Here is a 22,659-nt window from a genome sequence, read left to right on the forward strand (position 1 = left end):
TTCTACTCAAGAAGAACACTGTTCTAGTAAGTTGTCAATATGAGCACCACCCCGACCAACCGGCGCACCCCGGCGACCGAGGTCCGCGCGAATCTCATACGCGCGGGCCGCCACATCCTCGAGCGCGATGGCGTGTCCGGACTGACCGTCCGCGCGGTCGCGAAAGAGGCGGGAGTCGCACCGATGGGGGTGTACAACCACTTCGACGGCAAAGAGGGTCTCCTCGATGCCCTGGTCAGCGACGCTTTTTTCGAGTTGGCCACCGCGACCGCCACCACCGACACCGATCCCGTGGAGCGGCTCGCACACAGCGGACGCGCGTACCGGGAATTCGCCCTTGCCTTCCCGACGGTCTATGAGCTGATGTTCTCCGCGGACTGCGATCCCAGCACCGACGCCGCCGCCACCGCCTTCGACTCCCTCGCCGACGTCGTCCGGTACGGCCAGGTCGCCGGAATGATCCGCGCCGGCGACCCGCTCCTGTTGGCGATGCAGATCTGGTCTTGCGTGCATGGCGCGGTGAGCCTGGAGCTCGCCCGGTCCGGGCCGCCGTTCATCGACCCCGCCGGCAACTACGCAGACGTCATCGCCCTGATCGCGCGTGGTGTGCGGCCCTGAACGCGCCCACGTCGTCGACCTGACCGAACACGAGCCGCGATCTGCGAGAATGGACAACCGTGACCGAATACCGGATCGACGACCTGGCCCGGGTCGCCGGGACGACCACCCGGAACGTCCGCGGATATCAGGATCGCGGACTATTGCCGCGGCCGTTCCGGCGCGGACGCATTGCCATCTACACCGACGCGCACGTCGCACGCCTGAAGGTCATCAACGATCTCCTCAAGCGCGGGTTCACCATTCGCCACATCGGCGACTTCCTCACCGGGGTGGCGCGCGGGGACGATCTCACCGATGTCCTCGGGCTGCGCGAGGTGGTCTCCGAACGGTGGTCGACGACCCGGCCGACGATCGTGAGCGCCGATGAACTCGCCGAGATGTTGCACACCACCGACCCCGATCACCTCCGCCGACTCACCGAGTTCGGGCTCATCCGCCCCGAACCCGGCGACGATGGACCGCGCAGCTACGTGATTCGCGATCCCGAGACCGTCGCCGGCTACGGCCGTCTCGTCGCACTCGGGATCACGTTGAGCGATCTTCTGGATGTCCACGCCGAGCTCGACCGCGCGATGGATGCGGCGGCCAACACCCTGATCTCCGCCGGCCGACGCATGGTGACCACGGGGCATTCCGACGGCTGGATTCCGCAGACATCCGAGGAATCTTCCGAAGCCACAAGGCTTCTCACCGAACTTCGCCGATCCGGGCAGGTGTCGGCCCACAACGCACTCGATCGCGCTCTCGACCGCGACATGGCGCGGCAGCTGGCCGATTACCTCGATGCCGCACGGGAATCCGGGCATGACCCAGACCACAACCCCACCGCCGCAACAGATCCGAGCGCCGGCGAGTAGTCAATCAATGGGCGATGCCGTCACGGAATGACGATCGGCGGCAGCCCCGGGACCGGAATGGAAATCCGCGGCGGTCGCGGTGAACCTCGGCGAGGGGAATTGCCGCGTGTCTGCGAATCGGTCTGGGCCGGCGGGGGTGGTGGCGGAGGTGGCGTGTATCGCACCGCCGGACGGCGGGCCTCGACCAGATCCGACGGATCGGCGTACTCCGGCGGCGACGTCGGAGTGGCCGACGTCGAGACCGATGGGGTGGTCGTCGACACCGCGGCCGGGGGTGTCGGCGCCGACGAACCGCCGGTGAAGGCCACCGCCATTGCCGCGCCGAACACCGCGAGCACCCCGGCGACCGCACCGCCGAGCAACCAGCGCGGCCGCGAATACCAGCGGCGATCAGCGGCCGGCTCGTCCCGATCGGCGTTGGAGTCGAAATCTCCGGCCGGCTCGCCATCCAGCTCCGGCTCGGCGTCGCGATCCAGCTCGGTATCGATCGCCGGGTTGGTACCGAATGCCGGGTCGGCGTCCGTCGCGAACTCGTCCGGACCGGCCGGTTCGTCGGGCAGCGCAGCGAGTTCTTCGGTGACCGCAGCGAGCGTCTCGGTGGAGGCATCCGAGAGTGGCGGGACACGCGGGGCCGGTTTCGGGGCCGCCGGGGAGGGCGCGCGGCGCGGCGGTTCAACCCTGGCCGGTTCGACTCCGGACGGCTCCACCATCCGGACGATCAGGTGGCTCATCGATCCAGGCATGGGGAAATCACCCGACGTCGGTGCGGTCACCCCGTGACTTGCACTGCCGTCGGCACTGTCGTCGGCTGCACTGCTGTCGGTGGCGCTGTCGTCGACGACTGCCACCGGTGTGCGGCGTGCGTCGGCGAGCATCACGGCCAGCCCCGGCCACGCGATATGTGAGCTCGTCAGAAGGGCAGGCGCGTCGAGGACGCCGACCTGCGCGAGCGTGGCGTCGAGGTGCTCGGCCAGCGCGGCCGCGAGCGGGGCGGTGGCCACCTCGACGTCACGGTGCGTCATCCGGAACAGCCGGACGTGCTGCTCGCCCATGATGAACGCGCCGCCGGAGGAGGCCAGTCGGGTACGCCCTCGTCCAGCGAGTTTGCGCAGTTCATCGCGCCATTCGTCGCCGGCGGGCGGAGTCACCCGCCCGAGGGCGACGAGGTGGTCGGCGATTACCCGGTCGAGTTCGCGTGGCGTGACCTCACCGAGCGAGGGTGCGGTGAGAAGTACCTGGTCTTCGACGATGTCGACAGCGGCCACGATCGCACCGGCAGCGTCCAGATCGACCACGGCAACCAGACGCACACCCTCGTCGACGAGCCGTTGACGGACAGATTCGGTCAGCGTCGCGTCGAGGACGCGTGCTGCGGGATGTGTCTGTTCGGTCATCGGTAGGTGATTCCTGCGGTCGTCGGGGGCGCTGCGCTGGTCGATCGGTTGCTCGCCCGAGGTGTCCTCGTCGGCATTCCAGTCGCCCGGGCGCCTCCCCTGCGCCCATTGGTTGTTCAACCTAACACGTGAGGGCGGGGCACCTGGACCGATGAGTGAGCTATCCCACGATGGACCGCCGGGCCGGCGCCGGCGGTTCCGGCGTCCTGCGGGTTGCGGCGGACCTCGCCGCCGAGCGCCCGATAGTCCCAGCCGGCGTCCCGCCACTGCGCCGCCGCGAGGCATCGGCGGCCGTCGACGATCACCTTGCGCGCCACGACGCCGTCGAACTCGTCGGGACTCATGTGCACGAATTCGGCCCATTCGGTGGTCAGCGCGATGACGTCGGCGTCCGCGGCCGCCGCGCGCGCAGTCTCGGCGAAGTTCAGCGTCGGATACATGCGCCGGGCGTTGGCGGCGGCCTTCGGGTCGAAGACGGTGACCGACGCACCCCGCAACGCGAGCTGGCCGGCGACGCTCAGCGCCGGAGAATCGCGGACGTCGTCGCTCTCCGGTTTGAACGCGGCACCGAGGACGGCGATGTTCGCCCCGATGAGGTCACTGTGGCAAGCACTCTCGACGAGCTCGACCATCGCCTCGCGGCGGCGCATGTTGATCGCATCGACCTCGTGCAAGAACCGAAACGTGCGTCCCGCACCGAGTTCTTCGGCGCGCGCCATGAATGCGCGGATGTCCTTGGGGAGGCATCCGCCACCGAATCCCAAGCCGGCATTGAGGAATCGGCGGCCGATCCGGTTGTCGTAGCCGATGGCGTCGGCGAGCGCGGTGACGTCGGCGCCGACGATCTCGCAGAGTTCGCTGACCGCATTGATGAACGAGATCTTGGTTGCCAGAAAGGCATTGGCTGATGTTTTGACCAATTCGGCGGTGGCCCAGTCGGTGACGACCATCGGTACGCCAGAGTCGAGAACCTCGCGGTACAGCTCGCCGATCACCGCCGCCGCGCCGGTCGTTTCGGCGGTCGGATCGGTTCCGACGACGATGCGGTCGGGCCGCAGCGTGTCCTCCACGGCGAATCCTTCTCGCAGAAACTCTGGGCTCCAGGACAATTCGATGGTGGCGAGGTTGCTGCTGAGGTCGGCGATGCGGGTGGCCAGCTCGGCGGAGGTGCCAACCGGCACGGTCGACTTGCCGATGATGAGGTGTTCGCCGCGCAGCATCCCGGCCAGCGTCTCTACCGCGGAGAAGACTGCTGAGGTGTCGGCGCCGTAGCCGCGAGCTCGTTGCGGCGTGCCGACGCCGATGAAGTGCACGGTCCCGTGGTCGGCGGCGGACTGCATGGACGTCGAGAAGTCGAGGCGGCCGGCGGCGATATTGCGGCGCAGGATGTCGGCGAGCCCGGGTTCGAAGAACGGCACCTCACCGGCGCGCAGCCGGGCCACTTTCTCGATATCCACATCCACGCCGAGGAGGTCGTGCCCGAGTTCGGCCATGCAGGCCGCGTGGGTCGCGCCGAGATATCCACATCCGATGACGGTGAGCTTCATAGATGTAGACGTACGCGCGGCGTGATGCGCGCAGCCGACAATGACGTGGCGCGACAGCGACGCGTGCGTGAACTCCGCGGTCGGCGCAGGTCAGTCGGCGTCGCGCACGAAGTTCAGATACGCCTTGGACGGGGTGGGCCCGCGCTGGCCCTGGTATTTGGAGCCGACGGCAGCACTGCCGTAGGGATGTTGGGCCGCACTGGTGAGGCGCAGCAGGCACAGTTGCCCGATCTTCATGCCCGGCCAGAGCGTGATCGGCAGATTCGCGACGTTGGACAGTTCGAGTGTGATGTGCCCGGAGAACCCGGGGTCGATGAACCCCGCGGTCGAGTGGGTGAGTAGGCCGAGCCGCCCGAGCGAGGACTTGCCCTCGAGGCGGCCGGCGAGGTCGTCGGGCAGGCTGCACACCTCGAGTGTCGAGCCGAGGACGAACTCGCCCGGGTGCAGGACGAACGGCTCGCCCTTCGTCGGCTCGACGAGCGTGGTCAGCTCGTCCTGCCGCTGTGCTGGGTCGATGTGGGTGTAGCGGGTGTTGTTGAATACCCGGAACAGCCCGTCGAGGCGCACGTCGATACTCGACGGCTGGACGAGGGCAGGGTCGAACGGATCCAGCGCGAGGCGACCGCTGTCGATGGCGGCATGGATGTCCCGGTCGGAGAGCAGCACAGTGCGAGGCTATCGGACCGGTGAATACGTGTGCGGGTGTCCCCGGTCACGGAGGCGGATCGGGTGACTCGGGGCTACCGCCTTTCTTGCGACGGGATTCCTCGTCGTAGCGGCGCTCGATCGCCGCGCGGAAGCGTTTGACGACGTCGTGGGCGAGATGGGTGTGATTGATCTTCTGATCCTGGTTCGGGTGCGCCGCGGGTGGTTGCCACACCGTGCGTCCGGCGTCCGGTCCGTCCGGCTGGATCGTCGTCCGCCACTTGTCGGGCAGCTTGCCGACGTGCCTGTTGTCGGGCGAGCAGGTGAACGTCAGGTTGGTGATGTCGGTGGGTCCACCGTCCTGGACGTCGGTGATGTGGTGGACCACCGAGTCGAACGCCTTGGTGGAGCAACCCGGGCACGTGCAGCCCGGGCCGTCCTTGGCGATCAGCGCCAACCGCTGCGCCTGGCTGGCCTGACGGCGTTGGGTGCCGAAGTAGAGGACCTCGGTGGTGTGGTCGGCGAAGACGGCCAGGTGGTGCTGGGACTCGGCGGCCATCTCGACGAGGTCGGCGATGGGGATCGGTGCGCCGGTGGCGGTTTCGGCGGGCGCTCCGGCGGCCTCGTGCAGCTGCGATTCGGTGATCGCGACGATGATGTGCGCGGGTAGTCCGCGATGGGACTTGCCGAGCGCACCCGCGTCGAGGGCGAATCGCAGGACCGCCGCGAACGCGTCGTGGTTGCGTTGCTCGGCGCATCGGTCGTCACGTGCGGCAGCGGCCCTGAGCTGTTCCGGGTCGGCCTGCCCGGGATCGCCGGTCGGCGAGTCGGGGTCGTCGGGATTGTTCATACCTTTCTCGCCCCAGATGGCGAGCACGATGTCGAGTTGTGCACGGGTCACCGGGTCCAACGTTCCCCAGATCTTCGACATCTGTTGGAAGTCGGCATCTTCCACGTGAAGCGACCGCCGTCGTTTGCGGTCGGAATCGTCGGTCAGCTGCCCGTCGGGGTCGAGATGCGCCAGAATCTGCACACCGACGCGGCGCAACGAGCTCGGGATCATCTCTCGCGCGTAGAAGGCCAGCGTCGACTCCGCGACCTCATGCTCGATCGCCGGCACCGACGACGGAATGCGCTTCATCGTCTCGATGATGACGTCGACGTGCGCAGTCGAGATGGCGCCCTCGGCCAACGCTTTCGCGGTCTTCGGCAGATCCGGGGACAGCTTCTCGCCCTGCATGTTTCGCAGCGAACCCAGCTTGGCCGACTGGATGCGCCTCCGCTTCGCCGTGCCCAGGCTCACATTGAGCGCCCCGGTGAGGAATGCGTGCATCGAGGTGTACCCGGCCTCCTGGTAGGCGGCGCGGTCGTTGGTCTCGACGTAGTGCGACACCGAAATGGAATCCATTCGGCGCATGGCGCGCTCATGTTCGCTGACCACGCCGACGATCTCCGCGTCGGTGCAACCAGTCGGGTCGGCAGCCTCGATCTCATCGAGCAGGGCGTGCAGTTGCGCCATCTTCTCGACGAGGTCAGGGGAGGATTGATCGAGGTTAGGCGGTTGCGTCACCGTCATCACGATCACCCCCCAGCGTCATCAACGAACTTGCGTTCGATGTTACCGCCGCCCACCGACAAGTCCGATCCGCTTTCCACAGGCTGGTGCGACGCGAGTGTGAAGACCTTTGCTAGCATGACCGTCGCGGGCCTCGTCGCCCGCACGCCGATGTAGTTCAATGGCAGAACATCAGCTTCCCAAGCTGAATACGCGGGTTCGATTCCCGTCATCGGCTCCGCAGGTCAGAGAGCATCTCAGCCTCGACCACTTTTCATTCGGAATCGTCTTGCACCCGTACTGTGCCCAAGCACCGGGAACCGCGGGCCGACTGCACAAGCTGCGCTCGACGCTGTCGGGGCCCGCGGTTCACCGCACTGCTTTTCGATGTGGCTAGCCGGTCTTGATGAAGTCGCCTGGCTTGTACTTCCGGTCGAAGAACTCCTGCTTCGGTCCGTAGAAGCGGAACAGGCTGAACCAGCCACGGCCCGGAACGGTCCGGAGCCAGTTCCGTGCCGCGTCCGGCGGGTTCGGTCCGACCGTCAGCGTGATCGACCCGTCAGCGTTGTAGTCGAGGTCGTTCATACCGTTTAGCGAAGGGTACTTCTGCCCTTTGGCATCGACGCCCGCGGCGGTTTCGGCGTCGTAGACCGTGACCGACCAGAACAATCCGGCCGGAGGGTTCGGGGGCAGGGTGATCGTGTATGTGTTCTCGCCGCGCAAGAATTCACCGTCACTGTCCTTGTAGGCGTCCCCGTACTTGGCGCCCATACCGACGATCGACGACATCATGCCGGTGCTGATCGAGTAGTGATTGGTGAACATGTGGATCTTCGCATTGACGTCGGTGTGTCCGGTTTCCCGGTTGCGCCATTCCTCGTCGAGGACGGTGTGCATGAAGTCGTCGGGGTCCGTCTTCACATGCGCCACCCAGTGCCGATCCGACCACCATCGGGCACGTTCGTCCTCGTCATAACCCGAGGCGACCGTCTTCGACATGTTCCAGGCGGTGCGTGCAGCCAAGTCCAGGATCGTGCGTTCCCTCGCCGACGGCGCGAACACACCGCCCTTCCGGATTCCGAGTGCCGCGAGCATACCGTGCATATAGGGGTCGATTCGATCGACTCGCTCGCTCTGGATGAAATCGTCGAGCGAGTCGAAGTAGCTGCCGTCCTGCGCGAACAACGCATCCACCGGCACGTCGGACACGTGCTTGTACTCCATGGGCTTCGCGTCACCATTCAACGGGCGCACGACGATTCCTTCGACCGACTTCACACCTGGCGAGAGATCGTCGACGGAGTGGAAGAACCCCCGCGCAAAGATGAAGACGCCGTTGGTCCGGCTCGTGAAAACGAAGTACTCGTCGCGGTCAATCTCGCCGTCGTAACCGTCGGGGACGATCAGGTACTTGCCGCCTACACCGTGGTCCGGCCCCGGGATTCCGACATCGCCGAGATACCGGACACCGTCGATGACCGGCCCCGTCAACGGACGGTGCCAGAAGTCGTCGACCAGTGCCTGAATCTTCGGTGGCGCCTCGATGACCAACGGTCCGGTTACACTCAGATCGGCGAACGTCAGCCCGTAGATCAAGTCCGAGTTCGGGGTGGTGATCACCGTCGCCGGCGTCAGCCGTTTCTCGGGAACAGACATCACGTTGTAGCCGGACCCCGAGACTGCCTCCAGGCCCCGCTTCATCGCCCACATGTTCATCGCGGGAAGCGACCACAGATAGACCTGCACTGCACGCTGGAAGAACAACTCGTCCTCGAGCTGTCGTTGGGCGTCCGGCGTCGGATATCCACCATCGACATTGGCCGAGGCCAATGCAGTGAACTTGATGAAATCCTCTGACATTCGCACACAGTCCTCTCGTCAGGTGATCAGTAGCGCCGATCAATAGCACCGACTGTGCCCGCGGGCGGGATCGATCACCTCACCCGTGCGGGGTGAAGGTTCGCGGGACGTACAAGCCCGGCGGCACGATGGCTGCCCTCCCATCCCCATTCGGGCAGGATTGCCGCCGGTTTCAAGCACTCCGGAGATCGAACTCACCGGTGTTTGGAGACAAGGAAATCGATCAGCAGGCGGTCGAGTGCGGGGCCGTTCACGGTCACCCCTCCCGGGCCGGTCCAGTGGTCGGCGCCATGCACGACTGCCGACACCACCTCCTGCTGCCCTCGCCCGTATCGGGTCACGACACTGGTGTAGGGGTCGCCCGACACCGACGCCGGAAACGTCGTCGACGATCCGCGGACTCCACGAATCCCGTTGGCGCCCAATGCTGCCGACACACCTATCTCGCCGAGGATCGGCGGGGTCACCGAATCCCGGTCACCCTGCACGATCAGTGTGGGGAGCGGCCCCCGATCGGTGCGGGCAATCGCGGCCGCGGCGCCGGTCGGGTCGGCAGCGAACGGGATACCCGCGCTCGTGGCGATCCCGGCGAACACCTCCGGATACAGCGCGGCGACGTTCTGGGTCATCGCGCCGCCTGCGGAGTGCCCGACGAGGTAGACCCGCGCCGGATCCGCGTGCAACTCACGGACTGCTCGCCGCACGATGTCGGCGATGATCGATCCCTCCCCCCTTTCCGCGCACGAAGTTGCTCGGATCGGTCAGACGCCAGGTGCCCGCGGGATCTGCGCGCAGCGACTGCATCGGCGCGACCACCGCATACCCCCGACGATCGGCCTCGGTCAGCAACACGCTCGTGCGTCGGAGTTGCCGGGGATCACCTCGATCCACCTGGCTGGCGCCGTGTAGCCACACAATCAGCGGCCGACCCGGTCCGGCACCGACCGGCCGGTACTGCTGAAAGTCGCGGGTGCCCGCAGCGTTGGTGAGTGTGCGGGTCACGATCGAGCCGCCGGCGGCGCCCGACGACCCGGCGGGTGTCGCGCCGGCGTCGCCGGCGAAAAGTGTCGTCCCCGCGCCGGTCCACACCGCAGCCAGCAACAGCACCACGACAACAGTGGCGATCCGGCCGGGAACGATCCGTTCCCGCACATCGTGTACCCGCATCAGTTCCACCCCTCTTGCCGCCCGATTCCTCGAGCGTATCGATACCAAAAGGTATTAGACCGGTCGAGTGGCCTCGGCGTCAATGGTTCCCCAGTCGATCACCCGTCTGCCCGCACTCCCCGGCGCAACCACCGGTCCGGCGGCGGCGCACACTCGACCCATGCCCGAGCAACCACCTCGTCGGAAGTCGGCGCCTACACGTCGTCGCAGCGAGACACGCGAGCGCCTGCTCGACGCCGCCTTCGAGGCATTCGTGGCAAAAGGCTTCGGCCGAACGACCATTGACGATGTCTGCCGAGCGGCCGGGTACACCAAGGGTGCCTTCTACTCGAACTTCGGGAGCCTGGAGCAGCTGTTCTTCGCCCTGTACGACCGACAATCGGCGTACGGCGCCGAGTTCACCACCGACATGATCGGATCGGAGACCACCGCCGTCGAAGAGCTCATCGTCGCCTGGGCCGAGCAGGTACTGCTGGACCGCGACTGGCTGCTGATCAACACGGACTTCGTTTCCTATGCGGCACGTTTCCCGGAGGTCGCCGGTGAACTCGCCGACCATCGTCGGGAACTGCGGACCGCCGTCACCGACGTGGTGGCCGCCTTCATCGAGGTCCAGAACATGCCGCTCCCACCGTCGCTGTCCACTCCCGCCGAGCTGGCCCGCGCCATCGTCACCGTCTACGACGGCGTGATCTATCAGTTGCTGCTCGACATGGACGAGGCCACGGTCCGCCGCCATTTCGTCGCGATCATGACCGCACTGATCCGGCCGGAACAGACTCGCACCGGCGACACAGGGGGACGGTCATGACGGTCTGGCGGCATGCGGACTGGTCGACCGTCGCCGAGTTCGGTGCCGACACCATCCATTTCGTGAAGTACCCGCATCCGGCGGCGTCAGTCCGCGGGACGCCGGACCTGTCGGTCAACGGAATCCGCGACGTCGACTCGACTCAGTTTCCGCCGCAGATCCGGACAAAGGGAGGCGAAACCCTTTTCGTTCCGCGGACCAATCGGTTCGCGCTCGCCGAACTTGCGGCGCGCCACGGTATTCCCGAGACCCGGCGTCCCGATCTGTGGGGTCTTCTGCTCGATCCCTTCCTCGACACGGAGGTCACCACTGAGCAGATCGGGCATGTCGACCGGATTCTTCGCGCACACGGCCTCACCGACGCCGAAATCGGTGGAGTGCGCGCCAATGTCGCGGAGATGGCCGAGAGTTACAACGCCTTCATGTGGGAGTGGACGGACCTCGATCTCTACGACCTCATCTGCGCGTCGTCGGTCTGGCATCGGTCTGAGGCCGACCAAGGGCGCGCCTTCTACACGTGGGCGATGGAACTCGCAGATCGAGCGGGCACGAAGTCGGGGACTACGAGCAGTTTCACCCCGCGGGGGTGAAGCGGCTGCAGACCCGTGCGACCACCCTGGCGGCATGGACTCCTCATCGAAGCCGGCATCTGCGACCATCACCGCTCAACAAGAGGCACTCCTCGCAAGCCTCCCCTTCGCCGACACCCAGGACTTCGAGGACGCCACCCGCGGTCTCATCGGTCGACGCGAACCGAACGCGATCCACGCAGCAGACGGAACGGTCGTCTGGGACAACGACACCTACTCCTTCCTCGACGGGGATGCTCCGGACACCGTCAACCCGAGCCTGTGGCGGCAGTCGAAACTGAATGCCATCCAGGGCCTGTTCGAAGTCGTGCCCGGGATCTACCAGGTGCGCGGCTTCGACCTCTCGAACGTGTCATTCATCGAGGGCGAGACGGGAGTCCTCGTCCTCGACCCGCTCGTCACCGAAGAGACAGCAGCGGCAGCGCTCGCGCTGTACCGCGAGCATCGAGGCGACCGGCCGGTCACCGGCGTGCTGTACACACATCCACATGTCGACCACTTCGGCGGTGTCCGCGGGGTCACCACGCAGGCGGACGTCGATTCCGGGAAGGTACCGATCGTCGCACCCGCAGAGTTCACCGAGCACGCCGCGTCGGAGAACGTCTACGCAGGCACGGCAATGGCCCGGCGGTCGGCCTACATGTTCGGCGCGGCACTCGCCCGCAGTCCGCAGGGCGGGCTCGGCACGGGCCTCGCACAAACCGTCGCGACCGGCAACATCACACTCATCGCGCCGACCCTGGACATCACCGAGACCGGCCAGGAAGAGACCATCGACGGCGTGCACATGGTGTTCCAGATGGCCCCGGGCACCGAGGCGCCGGCCGAGTTCCTCGTCTACTTCCCCGACCACAAGGCGTTGTGCGCGGCAGAGGATGCCACCCACACGATGCACAACCTGCTCACACTTCGGGGAGCACTCGTCCGAGACCCGCACGCGTGGTCGAACTATCTCACCGAGACCATCGACCTCTTCGGCGACGAGACCGACGTCGTGTTCGCATCACACCACTGGCCGACGTGGGGCAACCAGCGTGTGACGGCGTTCCTGTCCGCGCAGCGTGACCTGTACGCCTACCTGCACGATCAGACGTTGCGGCTGATCAACAAGGGCTGGACCGGGATCGAGATCGCCGAGCAGCTGTCACTCCCGCCCGTACTCGAGAACGCGTGGCATGCGCGCGGGTACTACGGCTCGGCCAGCCACAACATCAAGGCCATCTACCAGCGCTACATGGGCTGGTACGACGGCAACCCGGCCCATCTGTGGCAGCACCCGCCCACCGAACAGGGCAAGCGCTACGTCGAATTCGGTGGCGGCGCAGACGCCGTGGTGGCCAAGGCGCAAACCGCATACAGAGAAGGCGATTACCGTTGGGCCGCAGAGATACTCAGTCACGTCGTGTTTGCCGAGCCGGACCATGCGGACGCCCGTGCACTACTCGCGGACACCTTCGAGCAACTCGGATACGGCGCGGAAAACGGCGTATGGCGCAACATCTTCCTTTCCGGCGCCACCGAGCTTCGTGAGGGGCAGTTCGGCACTCCGACCGTTTCGGCCTCGGCCGACGTCATATCCGCACTCACCCCGGAGATGTTGTTCGACGCGATCGCCATCCAGGTCGACGGTCCGCGCGCCTGGGATGAGAACCTGACCATCGACGTCATTCTCACCGACTCCGACGAGCAGTACCGTCTACGGGTCGCCAACGGTGTGCTCACCTACAGTGGCCGGCCGCAGAAGGGTGCTGCAGACGCGATTCTGACCGCACCGCGACACGCCCTCCCCGCACTCGCACTGGGCGACCTCTCACCAGCGCAGCTTGCGGACGCCAGCATCGAATTGAGCGGTGATGCAACAGTTCTGACGCGACTTGCGGCAGTCCTCGATCCGGGTGACCCTGACTTCGCGATCGTCACCCCCGACTGAACACCCACCTGCCCCGCACCGGTCACCCGCCGATCGGGCCGGCCTCCAGGGTCGACAATCCTGCCCATGAGCCGAGGAGACGCGTCGATGGGTGACCGAGGAACCACCGCCGATGTCCGCCGATTCCGCGTCCCCGTCGGCCGCCTGATCGCGATGACCCCGGTCGGGATCGTCGTCGGAACCCTGTGCGCCCTCTGCCTCTGGGGTATTTCGGCGCTGGCCGGACTGATCGAGCACCTCGTGTGGGACGATCTCGCGTCGGCACTGGGGGTGTCGTCCGCGGACCGGTGGTGGATCGTCGCCGTCCTCACTGTCACCGGACTACTGGTCGGGCTGGTCGTCCGATATGTGCCCGGTCACGCCGGCGACGACCCGGCCACCGTCGAGCTGGTGTCCACGCCACTGGCGCCGCGAGTCGTGCCCGGTCTTGCCATCGCCGCCATCTTGTCTCTTGCCGGCGGTGTCAGCCTCGGACCGGAGAACCCGATCATTGCCATCAACGCGGCGCTCATCGTGGCGATCGGAGCGCGGCTCGTACCCAAGGTCGCCGTCCCGGAGTGGACCGGACTGTCGACCGCGGCCACGATCGGAGCGCTGTTCGGTACCCCGGTGGCCGCGGCGCTGATGCTGTCGGAGGCCAACGCGGGCGATTCGCGTGTCCCGCTGTGGAATCGCCTCTACGTACCCATGGTGGCCGCCGCCACCGGCTCCTTCATCATTCTCCGGTTCACGGACCTCGACATGTCCATCGGGCTGCCCGCCGAGCAGGTCGGCGGCGTCGTCGACGTCCTGGTGGCCATCGCCATCGCAGTGGCCGCGGCGGCGATCGGGGTGGTCGCTGCGGCGCTGTTCGGTCCGCTGCACCGATTGCTGCATCGTGCGCTGCCGAACCCGATCCTGTTGATCACCTGCGCCGGCGCGGTGCTCGGCCTCCTCGGGGCCCTCGGCGGAACCATCACCTTGTTCAAGGGGCTCGACGAGATGAAGGACCTGCCGGACCGGATGGCCACCACGACGGCGCTCGGATTCCTGGCCTTCGCCGGGATAAAGCTCGTGGCGTTGATGATCGCCAGCGCCGCCGGGTTCCGCGGCGGACGAATCTTTCCCGCCGTATTCGTCGGTGTCGCATTGGGTTTCGCTGTCCACGCCGGGCTACCGGATCTACCCCTCGTGATCACCGTTGCCTCGGCCGCCGTCGGGATCGTCGTCGTCGCCACCCGCAACGGCTGGGTCAGCCTGTTCCTCGGGCTCGCCGTCGTACCACAATGGGATCTGCTGGTACCGCTGCTGTTCGCCACGCTCGCCGCATGGCTGGTGGTGGCCAACGCACCAGCGTTCCGGGCAGAGCCCCTCGACGAGGACCGCACCATCGACCGACTTCCCGAGGGGGGATGACGATCCGTTTCTCGCTGCGACCGAAACACCTTCGGGACGTGTCTCGAAGGATCACCCGTCCGCGGCCCGCCGATGTCGTCTCCGGGCTGGTCACCGCGCTGTTCTCCATCCCGGAAGGTATGGCATACGCCTCGATCGGCGGGTTCAACCCGGTCAGCGGGCTGTATTCCGGCATGGTGTCAACACTGGTCGGTTCGGTCTTCGCCCGCACGGTGCTGATGGTGACGACGCTGACCAGCGCGATCGCGCTGTCGGCGCAGAGTGTCCTGAGCTCGGCCGGGCTCGATCCACACAGCGTCGGCAACATCGCGATGCTGACGGTGGCGGTGGGCGCAGTGATGCTGCTCTTCGGATTGCTGCGTATCGGCGCGATCATGGACTTCGTCTCGAGCGCGGTGATGACCGGCTTCACCGTGGGCATCGCGGTGCAGATCGTCGCAGGAATTCTCAAAGACGTGACCGGCTACAGTTCCGATACCCACAACACCGTACTCAAATTCGTCGACGTCGCCGCGCACCTCTCACAGTGGTCCGGTACTGCGGTCCTCGTGGCCCTCGCGACCGTCGCGGTCTGGGTCGTCGTCCGATTCTTCCGACCCCTTCGGTCGTATGCAACGCTGCTGGCCTTGGTCGTCGTCACCGCGGTCACAGCCATCACCGGGGCCGACACCGACACCGTGGGCGACATCGCGACGGTGCCGAATAGCCTGCCGCCGTTCACGTTCCCCGATATCACCGCCTTCCCCAAGCTGATCCTGGGTGCTTTCGCCATCGCGCTCGTCGCGCTGGCGCAGGCGGCGGGCATCTCGGCCGCCGTGCCCAATCCGGACCGCTCGCGACCGAGCGCGTCCGGCGACTTCTCAGCCCAGGGCGCGGCCAATCTCGTCGGCGGATTCTTCGGATCGCTACCCACCGGCGGATCGTTGTCCCGGACCGGTGTCGCGGTGTCGGCAGGTGCGCAGACTCGGTGGGCCGGGATCTTCGCCGGTGCATGGCTGATCGTGGCAGTTCTGCTGCTCGGCTCGGCAGCACAGATCATCCCCATGCCGGTGATCGGCGGACTGTTGTTCGTGATCGGTTTCGAACTCATCGAAGGGCGGTGGGACGACATCGTGTTGGTGATGCGGAGCGCCCCGCTCAGTGCGGTCGCCATGATCGCCACGTTCGTCGCCACCACACAGTTCCCGCTCCAAGATGCAATCCTCGCGGGCGCGGCGATCTCCCTTGTCCTCTACTGCGTGCAGGCTGCCCGAACGGCCCACCTCACGGCGCTGATACCCGACGACGAAGGTTGGCGCGCGGAGAAGCCGCCGAACACGTTGCCCACCACGGGGATCACCGTCTTGAACTATTCCGGCGTGGCTCTGTTTGCCGAGATCCCGCGGATCGCCGAAACCTGGCCGGCGCTACCAGAACAGAGCGGGCGCCACGTCGTCATCCTCAGCATTCGCGGACTGCCCGATGTCCCATCGGCCACACTTCAGAAGTTGCTGCACGCGCGAGCCGAAGAGCTACGGAAAACCGGCGGACGTCTCATGCTGGCCGGCGTGCGGCCGGCGATGATGACGACCATCCGGCGTGCAGGATTGGCCGATGCCCTCGGTTCCGAGAACATCTTCGCGACGTCAGAGCATGTGTTCGGCGCGGTCGAAGATGCCTACGCCGAGGCGAAGCGGTGGCTTGCCACCGGATGAGCATCGTATGCCTTCTGGTCGCGATCGGAGTTCCCGAGTTGATCGGAGTCGAGAATTCACCGGTACCCCGTGGCACCGACGGCGGGGTCAGGAGGCTTCCGCGATGACCGCCACCCCCACCCGCCCGCCGTCGACGTCGAGCACCGTTCCGTGCACGAACCTGGCGTCGTCGGAGGCCAAATACGCTGCGGCGGCGGCGATGTCGTCGGGATGTCCGGCCCGAGCGGCCGGCGTACCGACCATCAGGGCCTCTCCCGGGTATTCGACGTCGTCGGGTAGGTCGGGGGTGCGAATGACGCCCGGGGAGACGGCGTTGACCCGGATGTTGTCCGCGGCGAACTCGGCAGACCATGCGCGCGTGAGGGTTTCGAGCGCACCCTTGGTCGATGCGTACAACGCTCCGGACCCGATCCCGAGTCGGGATACCCAGCTACCGAGATTGATGATGGCCCCACCACCGGCTGCGGCCATCACCGGCGCGAGCGCCTGGACGAGGAAGAACGGCGCCTTCACGTTGACGCCGTAGACCCGGTCGAAGGTCGCGCCGTCGGCGGTGAGCGTCGTCGACGCGGGGAAGATCCCCGCATTGTTGACGAGGACATCGAGACGTCCGCCGGTCAGCGCGAGGGCGTCGTCGGCGAGGGCCCGGCTTGCGGCAGGGCTGCCGTCGAGGTCGGCGCGGACGAAGTCGGCGCTGCCACCGCGTTCGCGGATCTGGGCGACGACCTCGGCGCCCCGTCGTTCATCGCGGCCGGACACGAGGACATACGCGCCGTCGGCCGCGAACCGGTAGGCGATGGCGCGACCGATGTTGCTGGTCGAGCCGGTGATCAGAGCTGATGTGTGGTCGAGTTTTCCTGGCATGTGAGCGACGGTAGACACGCATTTTTGGACCAGCAAGTCCAAAACCGCGTACGGTGCAGGACATGGCTTTCACCACCAAGGGACTGGCCACTCGTGCGCGCATCGTCGACGAGGTCGCCACCTACCTCCGGAGCAACGATCCCGGCGGGGTGACTCTCGATGACGTTCGCGCCGTGACGCAGACGAGCAAAAGCCAACTGTTCCACTACTTTCCAGGCGGCAAGGAGCAGCTCTGGCTGGAGGTCGCCCACCGGGAGGCCGACCGGGTGCTCGACGATCAGCAACCGTATCTGAGCGCGCTCGACTCGTGGGAGGCGTGGGACCAGTGGCGCAGCGTCCTGATCGAGCGGTATCGGGCACAGGGTCCGCAGTGCCCCCTGGCCGCTCTCACCAGTCAACTCGGGTCAGGGCCCGGCACGGCGGAGGTGGCCACGGCGCTATTGCGGCGATGGCAGTCATATGTTCGCCGCGGCATCGTCTCCATGCAGGACGCCGCCCTGGTGCGCCCCGACCTCGACGCCGAGCGCCTCGCCGCCGCCTTCATCGCCGGCATTCAGGGTGGCGTCACCGTCCTTCGCACCACCGGCGACACCGCACACCTCGAGGCCGTGCTCGGCGTCATGTTCGATCATCTGCGGAGCGGATAGCTCGCACCGACTGCCGCGTATGTCCGAATCTTCTTGTTTACCAGCGGGTATTTGCCCGCAATGTCACCCACATCACACGATATCGGCGTGCTTTCCGGCCATCGCTTCGCTTAGGCTAGCTAAGTAATTAGTTACGTTGTGCAACTATCAACCCTTCGGTGGTGAGCCATGGACGAGATGTCCGACGCCGCGCCTGTCGCGACTATCAGCGATGCGGCCGCGGTTCATCGCGACCTGATCCGGATCGGCCGGGCGGTGCGTTCGCGTTCGAGTCACGAGCCGCTGTCCCCCGGGCAGCTCTCGGCGCTCTGGGCGATCGCGCAGAACACGCCGATCCGTGCCACCGAACTCGCCGCGCGCGAGTCGGTCGCCGGGCCGACGATGTCGCGCGTCGTCGCATGTCTCGAACAATCCGGAATGGTGGCCCGCACCACCGACCCGCACGATGGCCGCGCCAGCCTGCTGGCGCCCACCGACACCGGATACGAGTACATGCGCGGCGCATCGTCACGGCAGTCGGAACTGTTCGAGGCGGCTCTGGGCCGGCTTGATACCGCCGACCGTGCCGTGGTCAGCCGCTCGATGCGATTGCTCGCCGATACGTTGTGCGATCTCGAACACCCCACCATCCACACAGAAACTGCAGAGGAAGGAGCCTGATGGAACCCACCGTCAACGGCCACAAGAGCGCGGCAGTCGGCCTGATCCAGGGCGATGTGCACCGCCCGGATGGCACCGCGATCGCCGACGCGACGGTCACCGTCATCGACCCCGGCGGCAGCCAGGCCGCCCGCACCGTCAGCAGCGCCGACGGGACCTTCAGCGTGCAGGTCGCCACCGCCGGTCACTACGTGCTCGCGGTGTCGGCGACCGGCCATGACCCCGCCGCCGTCACGGTGACAGTCGGGACGACGCCCGTCGACACCGAGATCACCCTTGCCTCGATGGCCGCCCTCTCCGGGAGCGTCACCACGTCGGCAACCGGCGAGCCGGTGGCCAAGGCGACCATCGCCATCGCCGACCGCGCGGGTCAGATCCTGGCCACGACGATCACCGACGGCACCGGCCGCTGGGAGATCGGTGGGCTCGGCGACGACACCTTCACCGTCATCGTCACCGCCGCCGGCTGCGATCCGGTCGCCCAGACCGTCAACCTCGCCGATGGCAGCGAGGTCGCCATCGTGGTGCGCACCGCCGCCGAACTCGCCGGCGTGATCAGCGACGGCGCCACCGGAACGGGCGGCCCAGTCGCACATAGTCAGGTGGCCCTGCTCAACGATGCAGGCGAGATGGCCGCGAGCACCCTCACCGACGACCTCGGCCGCTACCTGTTCGCCAATCTCGTCCCCGGCGACTACACCGTCATCGCCAACGGCTACACACCGGTCGCAGCGAGCATCGACGTCGAGGCCGGCCGGGTCGTCAACCACGAATTCGTCTTGGGCGCAAGGGGTCAGGCATGACCAGTTCCATCACCACCAAGGTGGTCACCACATCGGGCCGACCGGTGCCCAATGCCGTCATGACAGTCATGAGCGACACCGGAGAACAACGGGCCGTGGCCCGCTCCGACGACAGCGGCACCGCGGTCGCCGACCAGCTCGACACCGGCACCTACACCGTGGTCGTCGGCGCCGAGGGCTATCAGCCGACGGCGCGAGTCGCCGTGGTCACCGGTGCCGGGACCGTCAACATCGGGCAGATCACCGCCGTGCGATCCGGCGACGCACCCACTCCGACCGCCGGGCACTGGGAGATCGACCCCGGGCACTCGTTGCTCGAGATCAGCGTGCGGCACTTCGGGATCTCCAGCATCCGTGGACGCTTCGCCGACTTCACCGGACACATCGACGTACCGCAATCGGTCGAGCGGTCCTCGGTGGTCGCCGAGATCAAGACCGCGAGCATCGACACCGACAACCGGACGCGCGACGAGCATCTGCGCTCGGACGCGTTCTTCGACGTCGAACGCCATCCGGTGGCGACCTTCACCGCCGAAGGCGTTACCCCGCGCGATGACGAGGCGTGGACGCTGGCAGGCACATTGACGCTGCGCGAGCATGCCGTTCCGGTCGAACTCGAACTGAGCTATCAGGGCGAGGTCGACGATCCGTGGGGCGGACGACGGGCAGCGTTCCAGGCAACGGGAACGTTGCACCGCAAGGACTTCGGTATCAGCTTCGACGACACGTTGATCACCGGTGTCGCCCAGATCGGGGGCACCGCAACGATCACACTCGAAGTCGAGGCGGTCCGAACCGGCGACTGACGTCTCCACCGACCCAGCACTCGCGGGAAGTCACCGTCGACGTTTCCGCGCAATTGTGACGTATTGATCTGAAAGGCAACACATGTCCAACCAAGCAGTCGCCGAGGCCGGCGCCGCTGCCGGACCACCACGTCGGTCCAGGCACCGGACGCTGGAAGAACTCGGCCCCCACTACAAGTGGATCGCGCTGTCCAACACCACGTTGGGCATGCTGATCGCCACCATCAATTCCTCGATCGTGCTGATCGCACTGCCCGACATCTTCAAGGGCATCCACCTCGACCCGCTGGAGTCGCAGAACACCAGCTATCTGCTGTGGATGATGATGGGCTTCCTCGTCGTCACCGCCGTTCTCGTGGTGAGCTTCGGCCGCCTCGGTGACATGTTCGGCCGAGCGCGCATGTACAACATGGGCTTTGCCGTCTTCACCATCTCCTCGGTCTTCTTGGCGATCACCTGGTTCGACGGCAGTGCGGCGGCCATCTGGCTGATCGTCTGGCGCATCGTCCAGGGCGTCGGCGGCGCGTTCCTGATGGCCAACTCCTCGGCCATCCTCACCGACGCCTTCCCTGCCAACCAGCGCGGATTGGCCATGGGCATCAACGGTGTCGCCGCCATCGCCGGCTCGTTCCTCGGCCTGCTCATCGGCGGCCTGCTCGCCCCGATCCAGTGGCACTACATCTTTTTGGTCTCGGTGCCCTTCGGTGTCATCGGCACCATCTGGGCCTACCTGAAGCTGCACGACCTCGGCGAACGCAAGCACGCCAAGATGGACTGGTGGGGCAACGCCACCTTCGCGATCGGCCTGATCGCGATCCTGGTCGCCATCACCTACGGCATCCAGCCCTACGGCAGCTCCAACATGGGCTGGTCCAACCCCTGGGTGCTGACCGGCCTGATCGGTGGCGTCATCGTGCTGGCCATCTTCGTGCTCATCGAAACCCGCGTGGCCAGTCCACTTTTCGAATTGTCGCTGTTCAAGGACCGCTCGTTCGCCTTCGGTAACCTCGCCAATCTGATGGCGTCGATCGGCCGTGGTGGTCTGCAGTTCATCCTGATCATCTGGCTGCAGGGAATCTGGCTGCCCCAGCACGGTTACGACTACTCGCAAACCCCGCTGTGGGCCGGCATCTACATGGTCCCCATGACCATCGGCTTCCTGCTCAGCGCACCCGTCTCCGGCGCGCTCTCGGACAAGCTCGGTACCAAGTGGTTCACCACGCTGGGCATGTTCATCACCGCAGGCACCTTCGCCGCTTTGATCGCGATCCCCGTCGACTTCAACTACTGGGTCTTCGCACTGATCCTGCTCATCAACGGCATCGGCATGGGCTTGTTCGCCTCGCCCAACCGCGCCGAGGTGATGAACAGCCTGCCGGTCAACTCTCGCGGCTCGGGCGCCGGGATGATGACGACGTTCCAGAACGCCGCGATGGTGCTCTCCATCGGCCTGTTCTTCTCGCTGATGATCGCCGGCCTCAGCGCTCACCTGCCCGACGCGATGTTCAGCGGTCTGACGCAGAACGGCATGCCGGCGCAGGCCGCGAACGGCATCGCACACATCCCGACCGTCGGTATCCTGTTCGCCGCGTTCCTCGGCTACAACCCCATTCAGCACGTTGCCGGGCAAGCGCTGAACGGGCTTCCGAGCGCAACTGTCGATCACCTCACCGGGCTCGACTTCTTCCCGCACCTGATCAGCGATCCGTTCTCCGACGGTCTGACCGCCGCGTTCACCTTCGCCCTGATCTGCTGCGTCATCGGCGGCATCGCCTCACTGTTCACCGGTTCGTCGAAGAAGCCGGCAGTCCCGGAGACAGTCGGAGCAGAATTGGCGGCGGTTGCCGCCGACGCCGGGTTCGGTACCCCGGCCGAGCTGGTCACCGAGACGGAATCCACCCGCGCGGCCGCCGCACCACGGCACCGTCTCACCTCCACCGGTGAAGCCGGCAGCACGTCGGTGCGGCCACGGATCGCCGGACTGATCACCTCCACCGACGGCAAACCCGCCGTCGATGCGGCGATCACCGTCACCGATCTGCGTGGCCATCAGATCGGAGCCACCGCCGTACATCACGACGGTTCCTACGCGGTCACCGACCTGCCGGACGGCACGTACACGGTGATCGCCACCGCTCCCGGACTGGCGCCGCGGGCACTGGCCGTCTCGGTCGTCGGCGAGCTGGTGTTCCGGCGTGACTTCACGCTCGGAGGTGGTGCGGCACTGCGTGGTTCGGTGCGTGACGCCCAGCGTCCGCTGCCCGCGAACCTGGTCGTCACCGACCAGTCGGGTGCGGTCGTCGCCAATGCGCACGCCGGTTCGGACGGCCGGTTCACGATCACGGGACTCACCGTCGGCGACACCGTGGCAGTGACCGCGTCGGCGCCCGGCTATCAGCCGTCGAGCCAGCTCATCACCGTCGAGTCCGGCGTGGGTGGCGAGGCCGAGATCGTGCTGACGGCGACCGGTGGCGTGCAGGGCACGGTGCGAACCGTCGACGGCAGTCCGCTCGCCGGGGCGACCGTCTCGGCGATCGGTCCGGATCAGACGATCGTCGCGTCGGTCACCACCGACAACGACGGCCGCTACCGCATCGAGGGGCTCACCGACACCCAGTTCACGTTGGTGGCCAACATGTATGAGCCGACCGCAGTGCAGGCGCGCATCGTCACCGGTGAACGCACCAACGTCGACATCCGACTCGGCGTCGACCGCCCGTCGGTGCCGTGAGGTCACCCCTTCGGTAATGCACCACAACTGAATACACAAGAACGCGCGGCGTATCCGGAGTCCGGGTACGCCGCGCGTTCGC

20 protein-coding genes and 1 tRNA gene are annotated in these 22,659 nt (G+C 66.5%); 13 read left to right on the plus strand and 8 right to left on the minus strand.

Going from position 1 to position 22,659, the window contains the following annotated elements:
• Positions 1-39: 39 nt before the first annotated feature.
• Entirely contained in the window at positions 40-618 is a 579-nt protein-coding gene (locus ACPXB3_RS03670; RefSeq protein WP_425706019.1) for a TetR/AcrR family transcriptional regulator, read from the plus strand.
• A gap of 59 nt (positions 619-677) precedes the next feature.
• A complete protein-coding gene (locus ACPXB3_RS03675; RefSeq protein WP_425726471.1) occupies positions 678-1,478 on the plus strand; it encodes a MerR family transcriptional regulator in 801 nt (266 codons plus the stop codon).
• Positions 1,479-1,498: 20 nt separating this feature from the next.
• On the opposite strand, the gene ACPXB3_RS03680 is transcribed toward ACPXB3_RS03675, so the two are convergent.
• The 4 genes from ACPXB3_RS03680 to ACPXB3_RS03695 form a co-directional block, all read right to left on the minus strand.
• A complete protein-coding gene (locus ACPXB3_RS03680; protein WP_425726473.1) occupies positions 1,499-2,992 on the minus strand; it encodes a hypothetical protein in 1,494 nt (497 codons plus the stop codon).
• Positions 2,989-4,419 carry a UDP-glucose dehydrogenase family protein gene (locus ACPXB3_RS03685; protein WP_425726475.1) on the minus strand — a complete coding sequence of 477 codons (1,431 nt, stop codon included), beginning with the start codon at positions 4,417-4,419 and terminating at the stop codon, positions 2,989-2,991. The genes ACPXB3_RS03680 and ACPXB3_RS03685 overlap by 4 nt, the downstream gene beginning before the upstream one ends.
• A 90-nt stretch (positions 4,420-4,509) precedes the next feature.
• Complete coding sequence (gene dcd / locus ACPXB3_RS03690; RefSeq protein ID WP_425706015.1) at positions 4,510-5,085, minus strand: dCTP deaminase; 576 nt, start codon at positions 5,083-5,085, stop codon at positions 4,510-4,512.
• 46 nt (positions 5,086-5,131) lie between these two features.
• Complete coding sequence (locus tag ACPXB3_RS03695) at positions 5,132-6,640, minus strand: DUF222 domain-containing protein (protein ID WP_425706014.1); 1,509 nt, start codon at positions 6,638-6,640, stop codon at positions 5,132-5,134.
• A 146-nt stretch (positions 6,641-6,786) separates the two neighbouring features.
• Between ACPXB3_RS03695 and ACPXB3_RS03700 the strand changes: the two genes are divergently transcribed.
• Positions 6,787-6,857 (plus strand) — tRNA-Gly (locus ACPXB3_RS03700).
• A 155-nt stretch (positions 6,858-7,012) separates the two neighbouring features.
• Here ACPXB3_RS03700 and ACPXB3_RS03705 read toward each other — a convergent pair.
• The 3 genes from ACPXB3_RS03705 to ACPXB3_RS03715 form a co-directional block, all read right to left on the minus strand.
• On the minus strand, positions 7,013-8,479 hold the full coding sequence (locus ACPXB3_RS03705; protein ID WP_425706013.1) for a DUF1254 domain-containing protein: 1,467 nt from the start codon (positions 8,477-8,479) through the stop codon (positions 7,013-7,015).
• A gap of 194 nt (positions 8,480-8,673) precedes the next feature.
• Positions 8,674-9,183 (minus strand): alpha/beta hydrolase family esterase, encoded by a 510-nt coding sequence (locus tag ACPXB3_RS03710; RefSeq protein WP_425726477.1) that lies wholly within the window; start codon positions 9,181-9,183, stop codon positions 8,674-8,676.
• A complete protein-coding gene (locus ACPXB3_RS03715) occupies positions 9,164-9,646 on the minus strand; it encodes a hypothetical protein (protein WP_425726479.1) in 483 nt (160 codons plus the stop codon). Before ACPXB3_RS03715 ends, ACPXB3_RS03710 begins: the two co-directional genes overlap by 20 nt.
• A 160-nt stretch (positions 9,647-9,806) precedes the next feature.
• Between ACPXB3_RS03715 and ACPXB3_RS03720 the strand changes: the two genes are divergently transcribed.
• The 5 genes from ACPXB3_RS03720 to ACPXB3_RS03740 all read left to right on the plus strand — a co-directional run bounded on the left by ACPXB3_RS03720 (position 9,807) and on the right by ACPXB3_RS03740 (position 16,066).
• The gene (locus ACPXB3_RS03720) at positions 9,807-10,457 is read left to right on the plus strand and encodes a TetR/AcrR family transcriptional regulator (RefSeq protein ID WP_425726480.1); all 651 of its coding nucleotides are present in this window, start codon (positions 9,807-9,809) and stop codon (positions 10,455-10,457) included.
• Positions 10,454-11,047 (plus strand): hypothetical protein, encoded by a 594-nt coding sequence (locus tag ACPXB3_RS03725; protein ID WP_425726482.1) that lies wholly within the window; start codon positions 10,454-10,456, stop codon positions 11,045-11,047. The genes ACPXB3_RS03720 and ACPXB3_RS03725 overlap by 4 nt, the downstream gene beginning before the upstream one ends.
• A 34-nt stretch (positions 11,048-11,081) precedes the next feature.
• Positions 11,082-12,977 carry an alkyl/aryl-sulfatase gene (locus ACPXB3_RS03730; RefSeq protein ID WP_425726484.1) on the plus strand — a complete coding sequence of 632 codons (1,896 nt, stop codon included), beginning with the start codon at positions 11,082-11,084 and terminating at the stop codon, positions 12,975-12,977.
• Between the two features lie 66 nt (positions 12,978-13,043).
• Complete coding sequence (locus ACPXB3_RS03735; RefSeq protein WP_425726486.1) at positions 13,044-14,372, plus strand: ion channel protein; 1,329 nt, start codon at positions 13,044-13,046, stop codon at positions 14,370-14,372.
• 38 nt (positions 14,373-14,410) lie between these two features.
• The gene (locus ACPXB3_RS03740; RefSeq protein ID WP_425726488.1) at positions 14,411-16,066 is read left to right on the plus strand and encodes a SulP family inorganic anion transporter; all 1,656 of its coding nucleotides are present in this window, start codon (positions 14,411-14,413) and stop codon (positions 16,064-16,066) included.
• 87 nt (positions 16,067-16,153) lie between these two features.
• On the opposite strand, the gene ACPXB3_RS03745 is transcribed toward ACPXB3_RS03740, so the two are convergent.
• Entirely contained in the window at positions 16,154-16,930 is a 777-nt protein-coding gene (locus tag ACPXB3_RS03745) for an SDR family NAD(P)-dependent oxidoreductase (protein WP_425706006.1), read from the minus strand.
• 62 nt (positions 16,931-16,992) lie between these two features.
• Here ACPXB3_RS03745 and ACPXB3_RS03750 point away from each other — a divergent pair, with 62 nt between their 5' ends.
• From ACPXB3_RS03750 to ACPXB3_RS03770, 5 genes are all read left to right on the plus strand, one after another.
• On the plus strand, positions 16,993-17,577 hold the full coding sequence (locus tag ACPXB3_RS03750) for a TetR/AcrR family transcriptional regulator (RefSeq protein WP_425706005.1): 585 nt from the start codon (positions 16,993-16,995) through the stop codon (positions 17,575-17,577).
• Positions 17,578-17,745: 168 nt separating this feature from the next.
• On the plus strand, positions 17,746-18,237 hold the full coding sequence (locus ACPXB3_RS03755; RefSeq protein ID WP_425706004.1) for a MarR family winged helix-turn-helix transcriptional regulator: 492 nt from the start codon (positions 17,746-17,748) through the stop codon (positions 18,235-18,237).
• On the plus strand, positions 18,237-19,040 hold the full coding sequence (locus ACPXB3_RS03760; protein ID WP_425706003.1) for an MSCRAMM family protein: 804 nt from the start codon (positions 18,237-18,239) through the stop codon (positions 19,038-19,040). Before ACPXB3_RS03755 ends, ACPXB3_RS03760 begins: the two co-directional genes overlap by 1 nt.
• On the plus strand, positions 19,037-19,846 hold the full coding sequence (locus ACPXB3_RS03765) for a YceI family protein (protein WP_425706002.1): 810 nt from the start codon (positions 19,037-19,039) through the stop codon (positions 19,844-19,846). The genes ACPXB3_RS03760 and ACPXB3_RS03765 overlap by 4 nt, the downstream gene beginning before the upstream one ends.
• Before the next feature lie 82 nt (positions 19,847-19,928).
• Positions 19,929-22,577 carry an MFS transporter gene (locus ACPXB3_RS03770; RefSeq protein ID WP_425726490.1) on the plus strand — a complete coding sequence of 883 codons (2,649 nt, stop codon included), beginning with the start codon at positions 19,929-19,931 and terminating at the stop codon, positions 22,575-22,577.
• The last annotated feature ends 82 nt before the right edge of the window (positions 22,578-22,659 follow it).

The sequence above is a fragment of the Gordonia sp. DT219 genome (assembly GCF_049847065.1).
GTDB lineage: Bacteria > Actinomycetota > Actinomycetes > Mycobacteriales > Mycobacteriaceae > Gordonia.

Bases quoted from the DNA above. Each gene is read 5' to 3' on its own strand.
- ACPXB3_RS03670 (WP_425706019.1), top strand. From the start codon at position 40: ATGAGCACCACCCCGACCAACCGGCGCACCCCGGCGACCGAGGTCCGC.
- ACPXB3_RS03685 (WP_425726475.1), bottom strand. From the start codon at position 4,419: ATGAAGCTCACCGTCATCGGATGTGGATATCTCGGCGCGACCCACGCG.
- ACPXB3_RS03695 (WP_425706014.1), bottom strand. From the start codon at position 6,640: ATGACGGTGACGCAACCGCCTAACCTCGATCAATCCTCCCCTGACCTC.
- ACPXB3_RS03705 (WP_425706013.1), bottom strand. From the start codon at position 8,479: ATGTCAGAGGATTTCATCAAGTTCACTGCATTGGCCTCGGCCAATGTC.
- ACPXB3_RS03715 (WP_425726479.1), bottom strand. From the start codon at position 9,646: ATGCGGGTACACGATGTGCGGGAACGGATCGTTCCCGGCCGGATCGCC.
- ACPXB3_RS03720 (WP_425726480.1), top strand. From the start codon at position 9,807: ATGCCCGAGCAACCACCTCGTCGGAAGTCGGCGCCTACACGTCGTCGC.
- ACPXB3_RS03725 (WP_425726482.1), top strand. From the start codon at position 10,454: ATGACGGTCTGGCGGCATGCGGACTGGTCGACCGTCGCCGAGTTCGGT.
- ACPXB3_RS03730 (WP_425726484.1), top strand. From the start codon at position 11,082: ATGGACTCCTCATCGAAGCCGGCATCTGCGACCATCACCGCTCAACAA.
- ACPXB3_RS03735 (WP_425726486.1), top strand. From the start codon at position 13,044: ATGAGCCGAGGAGACGCGTCGATGGGTGACCGAGGAACCACCGCCGAT.
- ACPXB3_RS03745 (WP_425706006.1), bottom strand. From the start codon at position 16,930: ATGCCAGGAAAACTCGACCACACATCAGCTCTGATCACCGGCTCGACC.
- ACPXB3_RS03750 (WP_425706005.1), top strand. From the start codon at position 16,993: ATGGCTTTCACCACCAAGGGACTGGCCACTCGTGCGCGCATCGTCGAC.
- ACPXB3_RS03755 (WP_425706004.1), top strand. From the start codon at position 17,746: ATGGACGAGATGTCCGACGCCGCGCCTGTCGCGACTATCAGCGATGCG.
- ACPXB3_RS03760 (WP_425706003.1), top strand. From the start codon at position 18,237: ATGGAACCCACCGTCAACGGCCACAAGAGCGCGGCAGTCGGCCTGATC.
- ACPXB3_RS03765 (WP_425706002.1), top strand. From the start codon at position 19,037: ATGACCAGTTCCATCACCACCAAGGTGGTCACCACATCGGGCCGACCG.
- ACPXB3_RS03770 (WP_425726490.1), top strand. From the start codon at position 19,929: ATGTCCAACCAAGCAGTCGCCGAGGCCGGCGCCGCTGCCGGACCACCA.